The organism is Streptomyces asoensis (assembly GCF_013085465.1).
GTDB lineage: Bacteria > Actinomycetota > Actinomycetes > Streptomycetales > Streptomycetaceae > Streptomyces > Streptomyces cacaoi_A.
This window is the reverse complement of sequence record NZ_CP049838.1, coordinates 8,162,396-8,184,437: the sequence shown is the minus strand read 5'-3', so window position 1 is coordinate 8,184,437 and position 22,042 is coordinate 8,162,396. Positions and strand designations below refer to the sequence as shown.

The window sequence follows — 22,042 nt, the reverse complement described above, 5'->3', positions numbered from 1 at the left end:
CGAGGCGGGCGCGGCCCCTGCCCCACCCTCCACAAGAACCCCACCCTCCACAGGAACAGGACACCCATGTCTCTCGACGTCTCCCCGAAGCTCCTCTCCGAGGCCGAGGCCGGTGACATCCGCGAAGAGGACTTCGTGGACACGATCCGCGCATCCCTCCCCTACGCCTACGGCCTCATCGCCGGTCTCGCCACCGAACTGCACGCCGGTATCGGCGAGTTCACCGACAATCAGACTCCTCCCCCGTCCGAGCAGGAGCGCGGCCAACTCCTGCGCGCCCTCGCCAGCGACGCCATCCGCGGCAGCCTGGAACGCCACTTCGACGTGACCCTGGCCTTCCAGAACTGCCACCGGGTGGCGGCCTTCCGCCCGGAGGCACGAAGCGGGTCCACGTACGCGCGGTTCACCTCGACGCGGGCGCAGGTACTGAACCAGTCGGCGGAACTGCGGGACTGCTGATTCGCCCAGCCGTCGGGCCGACCGGATCCCCCTCACGGTCGGTCCGGCGGCGGCCGGCCCGGCGACGGTCGGCCCGGCGACGGTCGGCCCGGCGGGGGTCAGCCCCGCGGAGACGTGTCCCTCGGAATCGCCGACTCCCCCGTGCCCCTCGGATCCAGCCCGATCAGTCGGCGGTGAGAGGTGAGCCCGCCCAGGTCACCCAGGTGGGCGGCGGACTGCATGGGCCCGCCGGGCAGACAGACCAGAGGCGGCCCGTCTCCCGACTCGTGGTAGGCGAGGCGGGTTCCGTCGCGGGCGGTGAAGGTGACCATGCGCCGGAGCGTTTCAGGGCGGTGAGCGCGGAACAAGCGGATTCGACCGTTCGAAGCCGAGACCCCGCTCGCACACATGCACGCATTTCCTTCACGGTTTCATGCAACCTTTCCCACATCCGGAGAGTCCGCGTCTATATGTACGCGCACGTCCTGAACAGGCAGGCCCCTGCGGGCCGACTCGCCCCGACCGCACAGCCCGCCGCGGGCCACGGCCCCGACGCCCCGTCCTCCGAGTGAGTCCCCGTTGATCAACAGCACGACTTCCCACCACTCCCACCGAGACGGGCTCGCATCCGTCCCTCCCGCCCTCCCCGACGTCCGTGCGGACCGACGCCGACTGATCGAAGCCATCCGTGCCCTCCGCCGCCTCCTCGACAGGCGCCGCCCCTTCGAGCTCGCCGACCGTCGCCGCCTGAACCACGAGGCGAGGAACCGAGGCCGCGCGGAAGCCACCCACGGCAAGTCACTGCAACGCATCCTCGAGCAGCAGATACGCCAAGAGCGTTCCCTCTCACGCCGGCTGAACGGCCTCGACGGCAAACGTGACCATCAGGAAAGACAGGCCCTCGCCGTCCTGCGCCGAGAGTCCGTCCAGCGCACACTCAACGGCAGCCGCCTCACCGCAAGCGAGGTGAACGGCATCGGCAGCGGCCTCGTTCGCGCCCTCGCGGCCCAAGGCATCACCACGGCCGCGGACTTCACCCGCGTCAGCTGGGGCAAGGCGCCCAACGGCAAGGGCGGTGAGGTCCTCTACATCCACCGCGCCCACGGCCGTAAGGTGCACATCAACGGCATCGGCGAGCACCGGGGTCGACCGCTGATGGAGTGGCGCCGAGCCGCTCTCGCCCGCGCCGAGGCCCGCGCCCCGCGCGAGCTCCCGCCGGACGAACGTCATCGCATCGCCGAGATCATCGAGGCCGAACGCACCCGCCTGCAAGGCGAACTGGCCCAGGCGCCCAGCACAGCAGAGGCCGCCCGCGCGGAGGCCGCACAGCTCCACGCCGAGGCCGTCGAACGCCTCACCGACGCCGAACGCGAGGCCGCGCACCTCGCCGCCGAACGCCGAGCCGAGTTCGACGCGATGGCGGAGCAGTTGCTCACCCTCCAGGCCGAACTGTCCGCCCACATGGACCAGCACGGCGACGCCGGCCGCCGCATCCGCCGCGCCCAGACGCGAGCGCTGCGTCCTCTCCCGGAGAGCGCGCCCATCCCCGCAGTGATCCCGGCTCCGCGTACACCCGTCGACCTCACCAAGGCGGGCACGGCCACGCGCATGGCCACGCGCATGGGCACGGGCACGCGCATGGGCACGGCCATGAGCACGGCCACGCCGCCCACCCCCGGCACCCGGGCAAGCCTCGGCTGGCTGCTGCCGATCCTCTACTTCGGTTTCACGACCCTCGTCGGCGTGGGCGAACTGGGCGACAACACCGCTCCCCCGGCGCTGATGATCTGCTCCAGGCTCTTCGCCTTCGCGGCCACCGCGGAACTGCTGCGCCTGTGGATCCCCCGCAGGAACTGGCGGACGCCGAGCCCGATGCCCTCCGGGACGGGCCCGCAAGCCTCCGGGGTGTTTCTCGCCCTCACCGCCGCCGGCATGTTCGCGGACGAGAAGTCCGACGTGTTCCTGGTCGCCTGTGTCACGTCCGTCCTCGCCGCCTCACTGCTCGTGACGGGGGCCCATCTGCGCTGGAAGGTGCGGCAGCGCGGAGAAGGCCGGACGACCACCCCCTTCAGCTGATCCACCACCCCCCTCCCCCCGCCGACTCCCCGGCACCAGCCTCACCGACCAGGAGCAAGATCACGAACGAGGGCGACGAGCCGGCCGACTACGCCATGATCGTGAACGGCTTCGACGAGGACGGCGACTTCGTCGGCCAGGCGTTCGTCAGCACGACGCACCTCCTCCGGCGGGTCCACCGGCTCACCGCTCGTGGTGGCAGAAGCGTCCTGTCGACGCCGCGTCCGGAATCGACCGCGGCTACCCCTTCTGCTCCACCCGCACCCAGTCCACCTCCGCCTGCACTCCCCCGCCGGCGATCCGGTCCACGCTCGACTGGGGCAGGCCCCAGTACGGGGTCGTGACCTGGTTCCAGCCGGCGGGGTACGCGCCGCCGAGGGCGAGGTTGAGGATCACGTACTGGTTGTGGCCGTAGACCCACTGCCCGCGGGTGGACTCCAGCTTGTTGCGGGTCGTCTCCTGGACGAGGCGGTCGTCGACGTAGAAGCGCATGCCGGTCGGCGTCCACTCCACGGCATACGTGTGCCAGTCGTCGGCCCGGCCGCCGTTCGGGTACGTCTGGCGGGCGCCGATGTTGCCGTCCGCGGAGTAGCCGGGGCCGTGCAGGGCGGAGCTGGTCCAGTCGGCGTAGCCGATGTTCTCCATGATGTCGGTCTCGCCGGAGGCGGGCCAGGACACGGACGGGTCGTCGACGTTGCTGCCCAGCAGCCAGAAAGCGGGCCAGAATCCGTCGCCGACGGGCAGTTTCATCCGGGCGCTGACCCGGCCGTAGGTGAAGTCGAACTTGGTGTTGGTGTCCACGCGGCCGGAGGTGAAGTCGTAGGTGCCGCCGCCCGCCTGGGTGCATCCCTTGCAGTACTTGGCCCGCAGGACGAGGGCGCCGTTCTCGGTGCGGAGGTTCTCGGTCGAGTCGACGTACGCCTGCGCCTCTCCGTTGACGGAGCCCATCTCCGTTCCGGTGCGTACGACACGCCACTTGGAGCGGTCGAGAGACGTGGCGGTGAAGTCGTCGAAGAACGTCGTCCGGTAGGTGCCCTGTTGCTCGCCGGGGAGGGCGGGGTAGACGGCGGAGGCGCTGCCGCCGGTGCCCCAGACCTCGAACTCGTAGAGGGAGTAGCCGAACCGGGCGGTGGCGGGGGCCGGGTTGTAGAAGGAACGGCGTTCCTTGCCGAGCATCCGGACGTAGCGTCCGGTCGCCGGCTGCGGCAGTCGCACGCTGTCGTGCACGCCGACCGCCTCGGACGGGGACTTCACGTTCGCCCGGCGCGTGGCGACCTCGGCGGCGGACGGCTGGTACACGGTACGCCAGGTGCGGTTGTCGTCGGAGACCTGGAGCTGGTAGTCGACGGCGTAGGCCGCTTCCCAGTACAGCTCGACCGTGTCGATCGTCGACGTCGCGCCGAGGTCGACGGTGACCCACCGGTCCGCGTTCCAGTCGCTCGACCAACGGGTGGCGTCGTCCTTCAGGTTGGCGGGATGGCCGCCGTCCGTGACGAACGCCGGTGAATTTCCCGCGTGTTGGTAGTAGTCGGTGTAGGCCGGGTGGTTCAGGGCGAGGTTGGTACGCAAGGTGGAGGCGGGGGCCGGTTCGCCGCCGTAGACCTTGAAGGAGTAGAGCGAGTAGCCGTACGGCGTGGCGCGTTCCAGGCCGCGCAGGCGGAGGTATCGGCCCGTCACCTCCTGGGGATGGGTGTGTGCGGTGACCGAGCCTCCGGTGCCCGCGGTCTCCGTGTAGAAGGGCGTCCAGTCGGTGCCGTTCTTCGACACCTCCAGGACGTAGCGCTTGCCGTACGCGGCCTCCCAGTCCAGGACGACCCGGTCGACGCGGAGGGTCGTGCCGAGGTCGAGGCGGATCCAGGCGTCGTCGGCGAAGTTGCTGGACCAGCGGGTCGCGCCGTCGCCGTCGAAGGCGAGGCCGGGTGCCGTACCGCCGTTCTCGCTGCCGGAGGCGGTGACGGCAGCCGGGTTCACGGCGTACGCGCCCGCGGCGCGGTCGGCGTCCCAGGCGGGTGCGTCGGCGGCGGGCGCCGCGGCCGCGGCCGGGGCCACGAGGGCCGGACCCGCGCTCAGCAGGGCCAGGGCGGCCACGGCGGTCAGCAGGGTACGGGGAGTGCGAGCGGTGCGTGGTGACATGCGGCTCTCCTCGGTGGAAACAGGTGACAGGAATGTCGCGCTCATGACATTCAGGGACCTGGGGCTGGCGGGCGCGCGCTCCCCCACCCGCGCCCGCCGCGCCCCGCGCCCTCAGGCGGCCTTCGCCACCCCTTCCCGGTGGCGGCGGATGATCTCCGCGTAGTGGCGTCCGGTGCCCTTGATCGTGCGGGCCTGGGTCCGGTAGTCGACGTGGACGAGGCCGAAGCGCTTGTCGTAGCCGTACGCCCACTCGAAGTTGTCCAGCAGGGACCAGGCGAAGTAGCCGGCCAGGGGGGCGCCCTTGCGGGCGGCGGAGGCGCAGGCGGCGAGATGGCCGGTCAGGTAGGCCTGGCGCTCGGGGTCGTCGACGGTACCGTCGGGGCGGACGATGTCCGGGTACGCGGAACCGTTTTCCGTGACGTACAGCCGACGCGCGCCGTACTCGTCGGTCAGGCGCAGCAGCAGTGTCTCGATGCCGCTCGCATCGACCTCCCAGTCCATACCGGTGCGCGGGACACCGTCCCGGCGGACTGAACGGACGTGCGGGGCGGGCCCGTTGGGGTCGTCGCTCACCGTGGCCGGGAAGTAGTAGTTCAGGCCCAGCCAGTCCAACGGTGCGCCGATCGTCCTCAAGTCACCGGGCTGTTCGGGGAGTTCGACGCCGTACACCTCCCGCATGTCGGCGGGGAAGCCTCGGCCGTGTACCGGGTCGAGCCACCAGCGGTTGGTGTGGCCGTCCATGCGGTGGGCGGCGGCGATGTCCTCGGGGCGATCGGTGGCGGGGTGAACGGTGGAGAGGTTGTTGACGATGCCGACCTCGGCGCGCGGGACCGCCGCCCGGATGGCCTGGACGGCAAGTCCGTGGCCGAGGAGCAGATGGTAGGAGGCACGGACGGCTGCCGTCAGGTCCGTGAGGCCCGGGGCCATCTTGCCTTCGAGGTGGCCGATCCAGGCCGAGCACAGGGGTTCGTTCAGGGTGGCCCAGTGGGTCACGCGGTCGCCCAGCCGCTCGGCGACGACCGACGCGTACGCGGCGAAGTGCTCCGCGGTCTCGCGCTCGGGCCAGCCGCCGCGGTCCTGGAGTACCTGCGGAAGGTCCCAGTGGTAGAGGGTGACGGACGGGGTGATGCCCGCCTCCAACAGGCCGTCGATCAACTTGTCGTAGAAGTCGAGGCCCTTGGGGTTCGCCGGACCGTCGCCGCCCGGCACCACCCGGGGCCACGAGATCGACAACCGGTAAGCGTTGGCGCCGAGTTGACGCATCAGGCCGATGTCCTCGCGCCAGCGGTGGTAGTGGTCGCAGGCGACATCACCGTGGTCGTCGTCCGCGATCTTTCCGGGAGTGTGCGAGAAGGTGTCCCAGATCGACGGCGAACGGCCGTCCTCCGCCACGGCTCCCTCGATCTGGTACGCCGAGGTGGCGGTCCCCCACAGGAAGTCCTGGGGCAGGGCGGCAAAGTCGATGGTCACTGAAGTCCTCTCGGAATCGGGGCGGTTGCTCACTTCACGGCTCCGGCCGTCAGCCCGGCGACGAGATAGCGCTGGAGCAGCAGGAAGCCGGCCACCACCGGCACACTGACGACCAGCGAGGCGGCCATGATCTGGTTCCAGTAGACGTCGTTGAGGGTGGAGTAGCCCTGGAGTCCGACGGCGAGCGTGCGGGTGGTGTCGTTGGTCATGACGGAGGCGAACAGCACCTCGCCCCAGGCGGTCATGAAGGCGTAGACGGCGACCGCCACGATGCCGGGGATCGCGGCCGGTACGACGATCCGGAAGAGCGCGCCGAGCGGACCGCAGCCGTCCACCAGCGCCGCCTCGTCGAGGTCGCGCGGCACCGAGTCGAAGTAACCGATCAGCATCCAGATGGAGAAGGGGAGGGAGAAGGTCAGATACGTCAGGATCAGGCCGCCGCGCGAACCGAACAGCGCGATGCCGGTGGCGTTGCCGATGTTGACGTAGAGCAAAAACAGCGGGAGGAGGAAGAGGATGCCCGGGAACATCTGCGTCGACAGCACGGTGACCGTGAAAGCCCGTTTCCCACGGAAGTCGTAACGGCTTACCGCGTAGGCGCTGAACACGGCGATCACCACGGAGCAGACCGTCGCCGCGCCTGCCACGACCAGCGAGTTCACGAAGTACCTGGCGAGCGGGACCGTCGACCAGATGTCGATGTACGGGCGGATCGTCAGACCGCTGGGCAGCCAGCGGAACTCGCCCGTGACGTCGGCAAGGGGTTTCAGAGAGCTGGAGACCATCACGTACACCGGCAGCAGCACGAAGCCGGTGAGCAGGGTGAGGAAGATCCGTCGGGACCAGAGGAACGAACTAGGTGGTGCCATAGGGGAGTTACCGCGCATGCGAAGCCCTCCGTCCGCGCGAGGTGACGGCCAGGTAGACGCCCGTCACGGCCAGCAGGAAGAGGAGCAGCAGGACCGACATCGCCGATCCCGTGCCGAAGTTCCAGGTCACGAAGGAGGCTTGGTAGATGTGGACCGAGATGAGATCCGCGGCCTCCGGGGCGGCCCTGCCGAACAGGACGAACGGCGTGTTGAAGTCGTTGAACGTCCACAGGAACAGGACCAGGACCAGGACCTGGTTGACCGGGCCCAGGGACGGAAGGGTGATCCGGCGGATCTGCTGCCACATGCCCGCGCCGTCCAGCGCGGCCGCCTCGTACAGCTCGCCGGGGATGTTCTGTAGGCCGGCCATCACGATGAGGAAGGCGAACGGCCAGCCCTTCCACACCGACACGGTGAGCAACGCGTAGAAACTGTTGTCGCCGATCAGCCAGAAGGAGGGCTTGTCGGTGAGGTGCAGCTGATCGTGCAGGACGTGGTTCACCAGGCCGTTGTCGTGCTGGAACATGAAGACCCAGGTGATCACGGCCGCGTAGACCGGCAGGGCGTACGGCACCAGGAAGAGCGCCCTCAGCAGCCCCCGGCCGCGGAAGGTGTCCTGCATGAAGATCGCCGCCGCGGTGCCGATGAGCCAGCACAGGCCCACCGAGAGCAAGGTGAAGCCGACGGTGACGAGGAAGGAGTGCAGCAGGGCCTCGCCGACGGGCGCGTCGAAGTCCACCGACACCCGGTAGTTGTCGAGGCCGGACCAGGGAGCCGTGCCCCAGTCACGGATGTAGAACTGGGTGAGCTCCTTGAAGCTCATCACGATGCCGATCGCCATCGGCACGAGGTGGACGAGGAGTTCGAGGACGAGAGCGGGCAGGAGCAGCAGGTAGGGCAGTCCGATACGGCGGATCCGGCCGGGACGCGGGCGCGGGGCCCGGCCGGTGCCAGGGTCTGCGCGAGGCTTTTCGACCTCGGCTGTGGTGGTCATCTGGCTCACTTCGTCCGGCTCACTTCGTCGGCATCTGCTGCTGGGCCTTGGCGAGCTTGGCCTTGACCGACTCGGTGGTCACCGGGCGGCCGGCGGCCGCGTCGGCGAACAGTTCCTTGACGGCCGTACCGACCACGGTCTCGAACTGGGACTCGTCGGCGACCTGCGGCAGCGCGGCGGCGCTCTTGGCGAGGGTGTCCTTCAGGACCGCGTTCGCGGCGGAGTTGAACCCGGCGTCCGACTGGGCGGAGGCGACGGGCGGGATGGTGCTGTAGGCCTTGTTGAGGATCTTCTGCTCCTCGTCGCCGGTCATGAACTTCACGAACTCGGTGGCGCCGTCGAGGTTGTCGGTGTTCTTGAAGACCGCCAGGTTGATGCCCGCGACCATCGAGTTGACCTGGGCGCCGGTGCCGGGGGTGCCGGACTGCACGGGCACCGGGGCGATGCCGTACTTGTCCTCGCTCATGCCCTGGGACTTGAGGTTGGAGGAGGCGGACTGCCACAGCAGCATCGCCGTCTTCCCCTTGGCGAAGTCGCTCACGGACTGGTTCTGCGCGTACTCGGCGTTGCCCTGCGGGATGGCCTTGTCCTTCGCCATCAGGTCGACGTACTGCTTGACCGCCGCGACCGCGCCGTCGGACGTGAAGTCGGGCTTTCCGTCGGCGGCGAAGAAGTCGGCGCCGTGCTGCTTGGCGAAGACGAAGACGTGATGGACGTTTTCCGAGACGTTCGCGCCCTCGGCGCCCAGAACCTGCTTGCCCTTCGCCTGGATCTTCTTGCCGTCGGCCACCAACTCGGCCCAGGTGGCGGGCGGTTGGGCTATGCCGGCGTCGGCGAAGATCTGCTTGTTGTAGTAGAGGGCGTAGGCCATCGAGTACAGCGGCACCGCGGCCGGGTCCTTGCCCTCCGCTCCGGTCGAGCCGAGCGCGGAATCGACGAAACGGTTTCTGCCGCCGATCTTCGCGAGGTTCGCCTCGTCCCAGGGCAGCAGCGCGCCCGTGGCCTGGAGCGAGGCCGACCAGGTGTTGCCGATGTTGAGGACGTCGGGGCCCTGGCCGGACGTGGTCGCCGTGAGGATCCGGTTGAGCAGGTCCGACCAGGGGACGACCTCCAGCTTCACCTTGATCCCGGTCTGCTTCTCGAACTTGTCGAGTTCCGGCTGGAGGACCTTCTTGTCCACCTCGATGCTCGCGCCCTGGTTCGAGGCCCAGTACGTCAGGGTCTTCGGCGAGTCGTTGGAGCCTCCGCCGTCCGTCGAGGTGCCGCCTCCACAGGCCGTGGCCGCGAGGGCGAGTGACATGACGACGGCGCCTGTGGCCGCGGCTCGGATGGTGCGCATGGGTCGGCTCCCGGTGTCATCAGGGCTTAATTTAGGACGTGAGTTAAACCCTGGAAGAGGGCCGCGTCAAGAGTTCCGGCACAGTCCGGGGAACTCAGGTCCCACCACTTGACGCGCCCGTTCAGGTAGTTGAAGCATTCAACGCTGAGAGAGCGCTCTCAAGCCAACGATCGTTCACTTCCTTAAATCAGCCGTTCACTTCGAGCGGCCTGGACCGAGGAGAGCCGCCCATGCCCCACACTCCGTCGTCGGAGACGCCCGCCGTGCGCCGCAGAGCAGTCCTCGCCGCAGCCGCCACGGTCGCGGCAGCCCCCGCACTCGCCGGACTCGCCGCCGCGCCGGTCTCCGCCGCCCCGCGCGGAAAGCGGTTGCGCGCCCTTCCGGGCGGTGGCGACCTCGGCCCGAACGTCCTCGTCTTCGACCCGTCGACCCCGGACATCCAGGCCCGGCTGGACGCGGTGTTCCGGCAACAGGAGGCGGCCCAATTCGACACCGGGCGCCACGCGTTGCTGTTCCGCCCCGGTACCTACCACGGCCTCAACGCCCAACTCGGCTTCTACACCTCGATCGCCGGCCTGGGCCTCTCCCCCGACGACACGACCATCAACGGGGACGTGACCGTCGACGCGGGCTGGTTCGGCGGCAACGCCACGCAGAACTTCTGGCGTTCGGCGGAGAACCTCGCGCTCGTCCCGGTCAGCGGCACCAACCGGTGGGCGGTCGCCCAGGCCGCCCCCTTCCGCCGGATGCACATACGCGGCGGCCTCAACCTCGCCCCGTCCGGCTACGGTTGGGCCAGTGGCGGCTACATCGCCGACAGCCGTATCGAAGGCGAGATCGGCCCGTACTCGCAGCAGCAGTGGTACACCCGGGACAGTGCGATCGGCAGCTGGCTCAACGGCGTGTGGAACATGGTGTTCTCCGGGGTGGAGGGCGCCCCCGCCCAGAGCTTCCCCAACCCGCCGTACACCACGCTCGACACCACCCCGGTCTCGCGGGAGAAGCCGTTCCTGTACGTCGACGGCGCCGGCGCGTTCCGCGTCTTCCTGCCCGCCAAGCGCACGAACGCGCGCGGGGTCACGTGGGGCAACGGCACACCGCGCGGCAGCTCACTGCCCCTGTCGCGGTTCTACGTCGCCAAGCCGGGCGTCACCGCCGCCACGCTCAACCAGGCGCTCGCGCAGGGCCTGAACCTGCTGCTGACACCGGGGATCTACCACCTCGACCGGCCGATTCAGGTGAACCGCGCCGACACCGTCGTGCTGGGCCTGGGTTACGCCACCCTGATCCCGGACAACGGCGTCACCGCGCTGAAGGTGGCCGACGTCGACGGGGTCCGGCTGGCGAGCTTCCTCGTCGACGCCGGACCCGTCAACTCCTCGGTCCTGCTGGAAGTCGGTCCGTCCGGCGCATCGCGCGACCACTCCGCCAACCCCACCACCGTCCAGGACGTGTTCGTCCGGATCGGCGGGGCGGGTGCCGGCAAGGCCACCACCAGCATGGTGATCAACAACCGTCACACGATCGTCGACCACACCTGGGTCTGGCGCGCCGACCATGGCGAGGGCGTCGGCTGGGAGACCAACCGGGCCGACTACGGCGTCGTCGTCAACGGCCACGACGTGCTGGCCACGGGCCTGTTCGTGGAACACTTCAACAAGTACGACGTGCAGTGGAACGGCCAGCGCGGCCGCACGATCTTCTTCCAGAACGAGAAGGCCTACGACGCGCCGAGCCAGGCGGCGATCCAGAACGGCTCGGTAAAGGGTTACGCCGCCTACAAGGTCGGCGCCGCCGTCACCGCGCACGAGGGCTGGGGGCTGGGCAGTTACTGCTACTACAACGTCGACCCGACGATCGTCCAGCACCACGGCTTCGCCGCCCCGAACGTACCCGGTGTGAAGTTCCACGACCTGCTGGTGGTCTCCCTGGGCGGCCAAGGCCAGTACGAGCACGTCATCAACGACCTCGGGGCGCCGACTTCCGGTACGTCGACGGTGCCGTCGACCGTGGTGTCGTATCCCTGATCTGCCGGTGGGGCGACGAACCTGACGGGCCGCGGCCGGCGCCCCATGTGCCGGAAGGGTGGCATCGGCCTCGGGTCCGTGCCACGAACGCCCAGGTGTTCGTGGCACGGACCGACACGGTGGCCTGCGCCTACGACCTCGCGGGAAGGCGTGGGCCTACCGCGTCGTCGCCACCGCCGGCGCCGGGGCGTACCCCGTCGGCCGGGCCGAGAAGGTGCCTCGGCCCTGGGTTCGGCTGCGCAGCCGGGTCGCGTAGCCGAACAGTTCGGCCAGCGGCACGGTGGCGGTGACCACCGCCGAACCGCCGCGCACGGCCGAGTCGGTGACCCGCCCGCGCCGTGCTGCCAGGTCGCCGAGGACCCCGCCTACGGCGTCCTCGGGAACGGTTACCGTGACCTCGACAACCGGTTCCAGCACGACCATCGCACAGCCGCGCAGGGCTTCCCGCAGCCCGAGCCGACCGGCCGTGCGGAAGGCCATCTCGGAGGAGTCCTTCACATGGGTCGCCCCGTCGGTCAGGGTGACCCGCAGCCCGGTGACCGGGTGCCCGCCCACGGGGCCCTCGGCGAGGGCGTCCCGGCAGCCGGCCTCGACCGCACGGACGTACTCCTGCGGCACCCGTCCTCCGACGACGGTCGATCGGAACGTGAAACCGGTTTCAGCAGCACCCCCCGTCTCGTCCGCGCCGAGTGGCTCGACGTCGAGCACGATCTGCGCGAACTGCCCGGCCCCACCGTCCTGTTTGACATGCCGGAAGACCCGGCCGGACACTCCACGGGCGACCGTCTCGCGGTAGGTCACCCTCGGACGACCCACGTTGACCTCCAGACCGAGGCTGCGACGGATCTTCTCCACCGCTACCTCCAGGTGCAGTTCACCCATGCCCGACAGCACCGTCTGACCCGTCTCCGGGTCGGTCCGGACGACCAGCGAGGGGTCCTCCTCGGCCAGCCGGGCAAGTGCCGAGGCCAGCCGGTCGGCGTCGGTGCTCGTGCGTGCCTCGACCGCCACGGAGACGACCGGGTCGGCGACCCCGGGCGGTTCGAGAACGACCGGTGCCCCCGGCGCGCTCAGCGTCGAACCCGCACGGGCCGACTTCAGCCCGATCACGGCCACGATGTCCCCGGCGACCGCGCGCTCCAGCTGCGCATGCCGGTCGGCCTGCACACGCAGGATCCGGCCGATCCGCTCGATGCGCCGCGCGCCGGACTCCCATACCGCGTCTCCTTTCTCGATCGTGCCCGAGTACACCCGCAGATAGGTGAGCCGGCCCGTGGGGGTCGCGGCGACCTTGAACGCGAGCGCCGCGAACGGTGCGGTGGGGTCGGCGGGTCGTTGTTCGCCGACGGCATCCTGTATACGGTCGGCAGTCTCGCGCTGAGTGTCGGCACCTTCGTGCATACCGTGGACAGTGCCGTGCATACCGTCGACGGCGTCACGCATACCGCCCTTGGTATTTCGCATACCGGCGGCGCCACCAGGCATACCGCATACCGGCGGCACGTCCAACGGCGACGGCAGATAGGCGACGACGGCGTCGAGCAGCGGCTCGATCCCGCGATTGCGGTAGGCCGAGCCGCACAGCACGACCACTGCGTCGCCCGTGCGGGTCAGCTCGCGCAGGGTACTGGAGAGGGTCTCGGCGGAGAGTGTCTCGCGGTCGCAGAACTCCTCCAGGGCGGCCGGGTGCCGCTCCGCCACGGCTTCCTCCAGCAGGCGGCGCCGACGCAGCGCCTCCTCGCGAAGATCCTCCGGTACGACGTCCTCGACGGCCGTCCCGCCGCCGTCGCTCCAGGTCAGAGCCCGCATGCGCAGCAGGTCGACGACGCCGGTGAAGCCGTCCTCCGTGCCGATCGGCAGGTGCACGACCAGCGGGACCGGATGGAGCCGTTCCCGGATCGACGCCACCGCGGCATCGAGGTCGGCGCCCACCCGGTCCAGCTTGTTGACGAACGCGATCCTCGGTACGCCGTGCCGGTCGGCCTGCCGCCACACGGACTCGCTCTGCGGTTCCACGCCCGCGACGGCGTCGAACACCGCCACCGCCCCGTCGAGCACCCGCAGGGATCGCTCCACCTCGTCGGCGAAGTCGACGTGCCCCGGAGTGTCGATCAGGTTGATGCGGTGACCGTCCCAGTCGCAGCTGACGGCCGCGGCGAAGATGGTGATTCCACGGTCGCGCTCCTGAGGGTCGAAGTCGGTGATGGTCGTGCCGTCGTGGACCTCGCCGCGCTTGTGCGTGGTCCCGGTGGCATACAGGATCCGCTCCGTGACGGTGGTCTTGCCGGCGTCGACATGGGCGAGGATGCCCAGGTTGCGCACGGCGGAGAGATGACGGTCGAGGTGGTTGCGCACGGCCCTTGGCCTTTCGGGGTGTTTCCGAGACGGGCAGCGCGATTTCCGGACGAACGCCGAGGTGCATGGTCGACGTGGCAATGCGCTGATGTGCCGTCAGATACGGCACATCAGCGACGCATTGTGGTGGTCAGGCGTCCGTCAGGACTTCCGGTGCCGGCCGCGCAGCGAGCACCGGACGGACGGAGACACGAGGATCACCTCGTAGCGGGAGCGGGGAGCGACGACAGCGGTGTGGTCACGCATGGCCGGGCTCCCCTCGTTCGTCTCGGTACCGCGCTGCCCGTGTCGTGGGCCGCGCTCGGTCCTGGCGAGTGTAGGAGCGAACGGGCCCGCTCCGCACGCGATTTATCGCACTCGTCCCGCGGCTGTCCCGGCGCGGCTCCGCCTCCCGGCGCGGCGGGAGGGCGTCCGTCGGTCACACGGGCGTGGCCTGCGTCGCCGGGTAGAACTGCCTCCGCACCCGGCGCAGCCACGCGTCGGCGGCCGTCTCGTCGGGCTGTTCGGGCAGCACGCTGCGCGTCTCGGCGAACGCCTCCTCGAAGCCGCGCAGCAGCGGCATCGCGGCTTCGGGATCGGCCGCGACCTGTTCACCGAACTTGTGGTAGCTCTCGGGGTCGTCGACGCGGATCGTCAACCGGCCGGTGGCATACAGCTCGTAGCCCTGGGTGCACAGTCGTTTGAGGTGACGGGCGTGTTTGGCGGTTCGTTTGCGGGTGTCCGCGGTGAGGGGGCCTTCGCTGCGGTTCCGCAGCCTCCGGAACTGCTGCGTGGCGTAGCCGAGATAGGCGTCCCGGACCCGGCGGGCGCTGAGCAACGTCTCGCGGAGAGCGATGAGTTCGTTGCCGAGCGGGGTCCGCACCTCGTACAACTCGTCCGGCAGCCAGACGAGTTCCATCACGGTCGGGTTGCCGCCGAGGGCCAGCCGGCACCACTTCGCGGCCTCGTGCAGGGTGCGGTCGGGTGCCGTGCTGACGTGCGACTCCTTCGGCCGGCGCAGGCCGTGCAGGTCCTCGGTGGGGGCGGCGAACATGCCGAGGCGGTCCACGTCGGAGCCTTCGTGGGCGAGCCCGTAGGCGGTCGAGCCGACGATTCCGGACAGCAGGATGTTGGTGACGGTCACAGGTGCCCCCGGTCGTTCCCTGATGGTGATCATCCGCCCCCGTGGCCGGGTGGCAGGACCGCCATGATGCCCCGGCTCCGGCCCGGCCCACCTCGCATTTTCCGGCCGGACGGCCTGCTCCGCCCGTGCTCGACCCCGTGACCCGTCCCGCCCGCCGCTTCACCCGTACGGATCAGTGCGCTGGTCGAGCGGCCCGGCCGGTGGTGCCGTGTAGGGGCAGAGGTAGCAGCAGTAGAGCCCACGGGGTGCCCGGCAAGCACCCAGGTCGACGAGAGGAATCCCTCGGGAACCCGCCCGGGGCGCGCCCACGCGGGGACCGGCCCCGCCCCGCCCCGTCCCCGAACCGTCCTCAGGAGGTATTCGTGACCAGCCCTCGTCTGTCGTCCCGCCCGTCCACCCCACCCCGTCCCGCCGGGCCGTCCGGTCCGGCGGGGCCGACGCGTCCCGGCCGTCCGACCCGGGTGCTGGCCGTCGCCCTGGCCGTCGGAACGCTGCTCGCCACGGCGGCCTGCTCCGACGACGGGGACGACAGCGCGTCGACCGACGCGAGCACCGCGACCTCGTCCGCCGGCGAACGGACCGCCACCGCGTCCCCCACCATCACTCCGCTCACCTCGGCCGGCGCACAGACGGCGCTGATCACCGCGGGAGACCTCGAGGACAACTGGACGCAGGTGAAGACCGCGGCCAGCTGGCGGAACCGGCTGCTCATCGGCACGGTCGACGCCGCCCAGTTCCTCACCGGCAAGACGCAGGCGGCGGACTGCCAGCGCCTGCTCGACGGGCTCTACGACGAAGACCTCCTGGGACCCCCGCCCGGCCCGTCGGCGCTCACCGGCTTCACCGAGGGCAACTCCCGGCTGCTCTACCAGGTCGCCGCCTACCAACCGGCCAGCCTGGACCAGTCGTTCGACTGGCTCAAAACCCTGCCGACCGCGTGCGACCAGTTCAACGCGGTCGCCTCCGACGGCTCCACCCGCACCGTGCAGGTCGTCGAGGCCTCCCTGCCCAAGGCCGGCGACACCCGGCAGGGCCTCACCGTGACGGTGGCCGGCCCCTCCGGCGGCACCCCGGTCACCCTCACCCTGGACGTCGCCGTCGTACGGGTCGGGGACGACGCGATCACGGTCACCAACGGCGGTACCGACGGAGCGGACCACGACAGCACCGAGGACGCGGTCAGCCACGGCACCACACGACTCAAGGACGTACGGGAAGGCCGTACACCGGCGCCGGAGCCCAGCGAGTTCGACTGAGCGCACCGGTTCGGCCGAGTGTGCCTCCCTGCTCCGGCCTTCTTCCTCCGCTCAGCACTATGTGACATATTACTGGTGTGACCAAGCGACCGAGCGGTGACGTCGTGGTCGTCGGCGCCGGCATGGTGGGTGCCGCCTGCGCGCTGTACGCGGCCCGTGCCGGACTGGACGTGATCCTGGTCGACCGGGGTCCGGTGGCCGGCGGCACGACCGGCGCGGGTGAGGGGAATCTCCTCGTCTCCGACAAGGAGCCCGGACCCGAACTCCGACTGGCCCTGCTGTCGGCTCGGTTGTGGGGCGAGCTGGCTCAAGAGCTGGGCGCGGCCGTCGAGTACGAACCCAAGGGCGGTCTCGTCGTCGCCTCCACGCCCGAATCGCTCACCGCCCTGACGGATCTGGCGACCGGACAGCGCACGGCCGGGGTGTCGGCGGTCCATGTCCAGGCGGATCAACTCCACGCACTGGAGCCGTACTTGGCACACGGTCTCGCGGGCGGCGTGCTGTACCCGCAGGACGCCCAGGTGATGCCCACCCTGGCCGCAGCCCACCTCGTACGGGCCTCGGGTGCGCGTCTGGAGACGGGTCGCACGGTGACACGGGTACTGCGCGACACCGCCGGTGCCGTACGGGGCGTACGTACCGACCGGGGCGACATCCTGGCGCCGGCCGTGGTGAACGCGGCCGGGACCTGGGGGGCCGAGGTGGCCGCGCTGGCGGGGGTCCGGCTGCCCGTACTCCCCCGCCGCGGCTTCGTCCTGGTCACCGAACCGCTGCCGCGCCGGGTGCGGCACAAGGTGTACGCCGCCGACTACGTGGCCGACGTGGCGAGCGACTCGGCCGCCCTGCACACCTCACCGGTCGTCGAGGGGACCGCCGCCGGGCCCGTGCTGATCGGCGCGAGCCGTGAACGGGTCGGCTTCGACCGGTCCTTCTCGCTGCCGGTCGTACGCGCCCTGGCGGCGGGCGCGACGCGCCTGTTCCCGTTCCTGGAACACGTACGGGCGATGCGCACCTACCTCGGCTTCCGCCCCTACCTGCCCGACCATCTGCCCGCCGTCGGGCCCGACCCTCGTGTGCCCGGGCTGTTCCACGCCTGCGGGCACGAGGGCGCGGGCATCGGGCTCGCGACCGGCACCGGTCACCTGATCGCGCAGACCCTCACCGGCCGACGCCCGGAGCTGGACCTGACACCGTTCCGCCCCGACCGCTTCGACCGCCCCGACCACCTTGACCGCTGCGCCGAGGAGGCCACGCCGTGAACCCCCTGAAGCTGACCCGGGCCCGCCCCGGCGCCCCGTTCACCGTGACCTTCGACGGCCGGGAGATCGAGGCGTTGCCCGGTCAGACGATCGCCGCCGCACTGTGGGCGTCCGGCGTCACGGCCTGGCGCACCACGCGGGGCGAGGGGCGTGCGCGCGGGGTCTTCTGCGGGATCGGCGTGTGCTTCGACTGTCTGGTGACCGTCGACGGCCGCCCCGGCCAACGGGCCTGTCTGGTAGCGGCCGTGCCGGGCGCCGACGTCCGCACGCAGGTGGGGACGGGCCACGAGGGAGCGGGTCACGAGGGGACGGGCCACGATGACTGAGCACCGCCCGGTGCTGGCGGTGATCGGCGCGGGACCGGCCGGCCTCGCCGGCGCCCTGGCAGCCGCTGCCCGTGGCGTGCGGGTGGTGTTGATCGACTCCGCCACCGAGGCGGGCGGGCAGTTCTATCGGCAGCCCGCGAAGGGGCTCGGCGCGCGGCGCCCACAGGCCCTCCATCACCAGTGGCGCACCTGGGAGCGACTGCGTGCCGGGCTCGACACCCACCTCGCCGCCGGCCGCATCACTCACCTGAGTGATCGTCATGTGTGGTGCGTGGAAAGGAAATCGAGCGGGTTCTCCGTGCACGCGCTGATCGGTCCGGAGCAGGAGGAGTCCGTCGCGGTCCGCGCCGACGGGGTGTTGCTGGCGACCGGCGGCTACGAGAAGGTCCTGCCGTTCTCCGGCTGGACACTGCCCGGCGTGGTCACCGCGGGCGGCGCCCAGGCACTGCTGAAGGGCGGGCTCGTCCTGCCCGGCCGTACGGCGGTCGTGGCCGGCACGGGCCCTCTGCTGCTCCCCGTCGCCACCGGCCTCGCGGCTGCGGGCGCCCAGGTCGTCGCCCTGGTGGAGTCGGCCGGTCCGAGGGATTTCACACGTCGGGCGCGGACCTGGGCAGGCGCCCCCGCGAAGCTCGCAGAGGGGGCCGTGTGCGCGGCCCAACTCCTGCGTCAGCGCGTTTCAGTGATGACCCGTCATGTTGTGGTGGAGGCGCACGGTACCGAGCGGCTGGAGGCCGTCACCGTCGCCGCGCTGGACTCCGAAGGCCGACCGGCGCCCGGCACACAACGACGTATCGCCTGCGACACCCTCGCCGTAGGCCACGGCCTGCTGCCGCACACCGACCTCGCGGAGGGGCTCGGCTGCCGCCTCGACGGGCCGAGCGTTCGCGTCGACGACGAACAGCGCACCGACGTCCCCGGCGTCTGGGCCGCCGGCGAGGCCACGGGGATCGGCGGCTCGGCGTTGTCGCTCGCCGAGGGGCACATCGCCGGACGGTCGGCGGCGGCAAGGCTGACGGACACCGTCCCCGACCCGCGGGAGTGGGCCCCGGCCGCGCGGGCCCGTACCCGGCTGCGGTCGTTCTTCGCGGCACTGGACGCCGCGTATGCCGCCCGGCCCGTCCGGTGGACGGAGCAGGTCACCGACGAGACGGTCGTGTGCCGCTGCGAGGAGGTCACCGCCGGCGCCGTCCGCGAGGCCGTCGGCGCGCTCGGCGCGGGTGACCTGCGCACCGTGAAGCTGCTGACCCGGGCCGGAATGGGCTGGTGCCAGGGCCGCATGTGCGAGCCCGGAGTGGCCGGTGTCGCGGGCTGCACGCTCACTCCGGCACGACGACTGCTGGCCCGCCCCGTACCCCTGGGGGTGCTCGCCGCCCCGGCCGATCCCACGGCCCCACAGTGATATGTCACACGCCACACACGAAGGGACTCGCCGCATGGCCGCCTCCACCGCCCACACCGCCCCCACCACTCCCCCTGCTCCCGTCACCTCCCCACACCGCCCCTGGCATGGCGTCCTCGTCGCCACCGCGATCCCGCTCCGCGACGACCTCTCCGTCGACTACGACCGGTACGCCGAGCACTGCGCCTGGCTGGTGGCGAACGGCTGTGACGGCGTCGTACCCAACGGCTCCCTGGGCGAGTACCAGGTACTCACGCCCGAGGAGCGCGCCAGGGTGGTGGAGACCGCGGTGGCCGCGATCGGCGGGGACCGGGTGATGCCCGGCGTCGCCGCCTACGGCTCGGCGGAGGCCCGCCGTTGGACCGAGCAGGCGGCCGAAGCGGGCTGCGCGGCGGTGATGCTGCTCCCGCCCAACGCCTACCGCGCGGACGAGCGAGCCGTCGTGGCCCACTACGCGGAGGTCGCCGGGGCGGGTCTGCCGGTCGTGGCGTACAACAACCCGATCGACACCAAGGTCGACCTCGTCCCCGAACTGCTGGCCCGGCTGCACGGCGAGGGCCATGTCCAAGGCGTCAAGGAGTTCTCGGGCGACGTCCGCCGCGCCTACCGGATCGCCGAACTCGCGCCGGAGCTGGACCTGTTGATCGGTGCCGACGATGTGCTGCTGGAACTGGCCGTGGCCGGCGCCAAGGGCTGGGTGGCCGGATACCCCAACGCGCTGCCGAGGTCCTCGGTGGAGCTGTACCGGGCGGCCGTCGCCGGTGATCTCACCACCGCGCTCCCCCTCTACCGTCAGCTTCACCCGCTGCTGCGCTGGGACTCGCGGGTGGAGTTCGTCCAGGCGATCAAACTCTCGATGGACGTCGTGGGGCGCCACGGCGGTGGCTGCCGCCCACCACGGGTCCCGCTGCTGCCGGACCACGAGGCGGCCGTCCGCGCGTCCACCGAGAAGGCCGTCGCGGCCGGTCTGGCGTAATGACCGAACCGCTCAACTTCGAAAGGGAGTAGGGGACTTCGTGCGCAGCAAGCTCGTCCTGCACGCCGTCGACTCGCACACCGAGGGCATGCCCACCCGGGTGATCACCGGTGGGGTCGGGACCATCCCCGGCGCGACGATGAACGAGCGGCGGCTCTATTTCCGTGAACACCGCGACGACATCAAGCAGTTGCTGATGAACGAGCCGCGGGGCCACTCCGCCATGAGCGGCGCGATCCTCCAGCCGTCCACCCGACCGGACTGCGACTGGGGCGTCCTCTACATCGAGGTCTCGGGCTATCTGCCGATGTGCGGGCACGGCACGATCGGGGTGGCGACGGTACTCGTAGAGACGGGCATGGTCGAGGTCGTCGAACCGGTCACCACCATCCGGCTGGACACCCCGGCCGGGCCCGTCGTCGCCGAGGTGGCGGTCGAGGACGGCGCGGCCACATCCGTGACCTTGCGGAACGTCCCCTCCTTCGCGGTCGCGCTGGATCGCAGAGCCACGCTGCCCGACGGCCGTACGGTGACGTACGACCTGGCGTACGGCGGCAACTTCTACGCGATCCTGCCGCTGGAGGAATTCGGGCTGCCCTTCGACCGCGCACGCAAGGACGACATCCTGCGCGCCGGCCTGTCACTCATGGAGGTGATCAACTCCGAGCAGGAGCCGGTACACCCCGAAGACCCCTCCATCCGTGGCTGTCACCACGTCCACCTGTACGCACCCGGTGCCACCGCCCGTCATTCCCGGCACGCGATGGCCATCCACCCTGGCTGGTTCGACCGCTCGCCCTGCGGTACGGGGACGAGCGCCCGCATGGCGCAACTGCACGCGCGGGGTGAACTGCCGTTGCACACCGAGTTCGTCAACGAGTCCTTCATCGGCACCCGCTTCACGGGCCGGCTCCTCGGCACGACGGAAGTCGCCGGCCGCCCGGCGGTACTGCCCAGTTTCACCGGCCGTGCCTGGATCACGGGGACGGCCCAGTACCTTCTGGACCCGACGGACCCGTTCCCGGCGGGCTTCGTACTCTGACGACACCGCAGCCGGCCGACGTCGTAGGCAGCAGGCGTCGCAGGCAGGGGTGAGACGTGACATGGCACAGTGCACTGGTTCAGAGTGAGATGGCACAGTCCGCACCGAGGAGACCCACCATGGCCGCCGCCCGGCCCACCAGCAGCCAGACACCCGCCGTACCCGACGCACCCGCCACACCCGCGTCGACACCCGCATCGGCACCCACCCTCCCCGTGCTCGGCGGTCGGCGGAGCAGCTACCGCGAGCGGGTCGCCGATGCCCTGCGGGCCGCGCTGATCGCGGGTGAACTGCTGCCCGGCGAGGTCTACTCGGCGCCGACCCTGGCCGCCCGCTTCGGTGTCTCGGCGACACCCGTGCGCGAGGCGATGCTCGACCTGGCGAAGGAGGGCCTGGTCGATGCCGTCCCGAACAAGGGGTTCCGGGTCACCGAGGTCTCCGACCAGCAGTTGGACGAGTACACCCACGTCCGCGCCCTCATCGAGATCCCCACGGTGGTGGCGCTGTCGACGACCGCCGACCCGGTGTCCCTGGAGGCGCTGCGGCCGGCCGCCCGGGAGATCGTCGCCGCGGCGGTGGCGGGCGACCTCATCGCCTACGTCGAGGCCGACACCCGGTTCCACCTGGGCCTGCTCGCACTGGCCGGCAACGCCCACCTGGTCGAGGTCGTCCGCGAACTGCGCGGCCGGGCGCGGCTGTACGGCCTGACCGCGCTCTCCGCCTCGGGCCGTCTGCTGGCCTCCGCCGAAGAGCACCTTGAGCTGCTGGACGCCCTGCTGTCCCGCGACGAGCGGGTCGTGCACGCGGTCATGACACGCCATCTGGGGCATGTGCGGGGGCTGTGGGCCTCCGCTCGCGAGTAGCGACTCGCCCCGGAGTGGGCGGCTCGCCCCACGACGTCCCCGCTACCCGTCCCCCTTCCTCCCGCCACCTCGGCCCGGAGATCTCGCCTGTGATCCT

At 70.8% G+C, this 22,042-nt stretch carries 17 protein-coding genes and 1 pseudogene; 10 read left to right on the top strand and 8 right to left on the bottom strand.

Features of this window, described 5'->3' with window-relative positions; genetic code table 11:
• Positions 1-66: 66 nt before the first annotated feature.
• A complete protein-coding gene (locus G9272_RS36515) occupies positions 67-459 on the top strand; it encodes an SCO5389 family protein (protein ID WP_171400487.1) in 393 nt (130 codons plus the stop codon).
• A 113-nt stretch (positions 460-572) separates the two neighbouring features.
• On the opposite strand, the pseudogene G9272_RS36510 reads toward G9272_RS36515, so the two are convergent.
• Positions 573-770, bottom strand: a pseudogene (locus tag G9272_RS36510) (alpha/beta fold hydrolase); the annotation flags it as partial.
• A gap of 247 nt (positions 771-1,017) precedes the next feature.
• Between G9272_RS36510 and G9272_RS36505 the strand changes: the two are divergent.
• Complete coding sequence (locus G9272_RS36505; RefSeq protein ID WP_171400486.1) at positions 1,018-2,514, top strand: hypothetical protein; 1,497 nt, start codon at positions 1,018-1,020, stop codon at positions 2,512-2,514.
• Between the two features lie 240 nt (positions 2,515-2,754).
• Here G9272_RS36505 and G9272_RS36500 read toward each other — a convergent pair whose 3' ends face one another.
• The 5 genes from G9272_RS36500 to G9272_RS36480 all read right to left on the bottom strand — a co-directional run bounded on the left by G9272_RS36500 (position 2,755) and on the right by G9272_RS36480 (position 9,319).
• Entirely contained in the window at positions 2,755-4,647 is a 1,893-nt protein-coding gene (locus G9272_RS36500; protein WP_171400485.1) for a discoidin domain-containing protein, read from the bottom strand.
• 111 nt (positions 4,648-4,758) lie between these two features.
• Entirely contained in the window at positions 4,759-6,117 is a 1,359-nt protein-coding gene (locus tag G9272_RS36495; protein ID WP_171400484.1) for a GH1 family beta-glucosidase, read from the bottom strand.
• A 29-nt stretch (positions 6,118-6,146) separates the two neighbouring features.
• On the bottom strand, positions 6,147-6,986 hold the full coding sequence (locus G9272_RS36490; RefSeq protein ID WP_171400483.1) for a carbohydrate ABC transporter permease: 840 nt from the start codon (positions 6,984-6,986) through the stop codon (positions 6,147-6,149).
• Positions 6,987-6,993: 7 nt separating this feature from the next.
• Positions 6,994-7,980 (bottom strand): carbohydrate ABC transporter permease, encoded by a 987-nt coding sequence (locus G9272_RS36485; RefSeq protein WP_171400482.1) that lies wholly within the window; start codon positions 7,978-7,980, stop codon positions 6,994-6,996.
• Between the two features lie 19 nt (positions 7,981-7,999).
• Positions 8,000-9,319: an ABC transporter substrate-binding protein gene (locus G9272_RS36480; RefSeq protein ID WP_171400481.1), complete on the bottom strand. Its 1,320-nt coding sequence runs from the start codon at positions 9,317-9,319 to the stop codon at positions 8,000-8,002.
• A 230-nt stretch (positions 9,320-9,549) separates the two neighbouring features.
• Between G9272_RS36480 and G9272_RS36475 the strand changes: the two genes are divergently transcribed.
• Complete coding sequence (locus G9272_RS36475; protein WP_171400480.1) at positions 9,550-11,346, top strand: coagulation factor 5/8 type domain-containing protein; 1,797 nt, start codon at positions 9,550-9,552, stop codon at positions 11,344-11,346.
• A gap of 156 nt (positions 11,347-11,502) precedes the next feature.
• On the opposite strand, the gene G9272_RS36470 is transcribed toward G9272_RS36475, so the two are convergent.
• On the bottom strand, positions 11,503-13,701 hold the full coding sequence (locus tag G9272_RS36470) for an elongation factor G (RefSeq protein WP_171400479.1): 2,199 nt from the start codon (positions 13,699-13,701) through the stop codon (positions 11,503-11,505).
• A 418-nt stretch (positions 13,702-14,119) separates the two neighbouring features.
• Entirely contained in the window at positions 14,120-14,824 is a 705-nt protein-coding gene (locus tag G9272_RS36465) for a nucleotidyltransferase domain-containing protein (protein ID WP_171400478.1), read from the bottom strand.
• A 461-nt stretch (positions 14,825-15,285) separates the two neighbouring features.
• Between G9272_RS36465 and G9272_RS36460 the strand changes: the two genes are divergently transcribed.
• The 7 genes from G9272_RS36460 to G9272_RS36430 all read left to right on the top strand — a co-directional run bounded on the left by G9272_RS36460 (position 15,286) and on the right by G9272_RS36430 (position 21,945).
• Positions 15,286-16,080: a hypothetical protein gene (locus G9272_RS36460; RefSeq protein ID WP_171402330.1), complete on the top strand. Its 795-nt coding sequence runs from the start codon at positions 15,286-15,288 to the stop codon at positions 16,078-16,080.
• Positions 16,081-16,157: 77 nt separating this feature from the next.
• Positions 16,158-17,339: an NAD(P)/FAD-dependent oxidoreductase gene (locus G9272_RS36455; protein WP_171400477.1), complete on the top strand. Its 1,182-nt coding sequence runs from the start codon at positions 16,158-16,160 to the stop codon at positions 17,337-17,339.
• Positions 17,336-17,665: a (2Fe-2S)-binding protein gene (locus G9272_RS36450; RefSeq protein WP_171400476.1), complete on the top strand. Its 330-nt coding sequence runs from the start codon at positions 17,336-17,338 to the stop codon at positions 17,663-17,665. Before G9272_RS36455 ends, G9272_RS36450 begins: the two co-directional genes overlap by 4 nt.
• Positions 17,658-19,064 (top strand): NAD(P)/FAD-dependent oxidoreductase, encoded by a 1,407-nt coding sequence (locus G9272_RS36445; protein WP_171400475.1) that lies wholly within the window; start codon positions 17,658-17,660, stop codon positions 19,062-19,064. The genes G9272_RS36450 and G9272_RS36445 overlap by 8 nt, the downstream gene beginning before the upstream one ends.
• A gap of 34 nt (positions 19,065-19,098) precedes the next feature.
• Positions 19,099-20,040: a dihydrodipicolinate synthase family protein gene (locus G9272_RS36440; protein ID WP_171400474.1), complete on the top strand. Its 942-nt coding sequence runs from the start codon at positions 19,099-19,101 to the stop codon at positions 20,038-20,040.
• A 40-nt stretch (positions 20,041-20,080) separates the two neighbouring features.
• Positions 20,081-21,082: a proline racemase family protein gene (locus tag G9272_RS36435; RefSeq protein WP_171400473.1), complete on the top strand. Its 1,002-nt coding sequence runs from the start codon at positions 20,081-20,083 to the stop codon at positions 21,080-21,082.
• A gap of 119 nt (positions 21,083-21,201) precedes the next feature.
• Entirely contained in the window at positions 21,202-21,945 is a 744-nt protein-coding gene (locus G9272_RS36430; protein ID WP_253268056.1) for a GntR family transcriptional regulator, read from the top strand.
• Positions 21,946-22,042: the final 97 nt, after the last annotated feature.

Bases quoted from the DNA above. Each gene is read 5' to 3' on its own strand.
- G9272_RS36515 (WP_171400487.1), top strand. From the start codon at position 67: ATGTCTCTCGACGTCTCCCCGAAGCTCCTCTCCGAGGCCGAGGCCGGT.
- G9272_RS36500 (WP_171400485.1), bottom strand. From the start codon at position 4,647: ATGTCACCACGCACCGCTCGCACTCCCCGTACCCTGCTGACCGCCGTG.
- G9272_RS36490 (WP_171400483.1), bottom strand. From the start codon at position 6,986: ATGGCACCACCTAGTTCGTTCCTCTGGTCCCGACGGATCTTCCTCACC.
- G9272_RS36440 (WP_171400474.1), top strand. From the start codon at position 19,099: ATGGCCGCCTCCACCGCCCACACCGCCCCCACCACTCCCCCTGCTCCC.
- G9272_RS36430 (WP_253268056.1), top strand. From the start codon at position 21,202: ATGGCCGCCGCCCGGCCCACCAGCAGCCAGACACCCGCCGTACCCGAC.
- G9272_RS36445 (WP_171400475.1), top strand. From the start codon at position 17,658: ATGACTGAGCACCGCCCGGTGCTGGCGGTGATCGGCGCGGGACCGGCC.
- G9272_RS36485 (WP_171400482.1), bottom strand. From the start codon at position 7,980: ATGACCACCACAGCCGAGGTCGAAAAGCCTCGCGCAGACCCTGGCACC.
- G9272_RS36475 (WP_171400480.1), top strand. From the start codon at position 9,550: ATGCCCCACACTCCGTCGTCGGAGACGCCCGCCGTGCGCCGCAGAGCA.
- G9272_RS36480 (WP_171400481.1), bottom strand. From the start codon at position 9,319: ATGCGCACCATCCGAGCCGCGGCCACAGGCGCCGTCGTCATGTCACTC.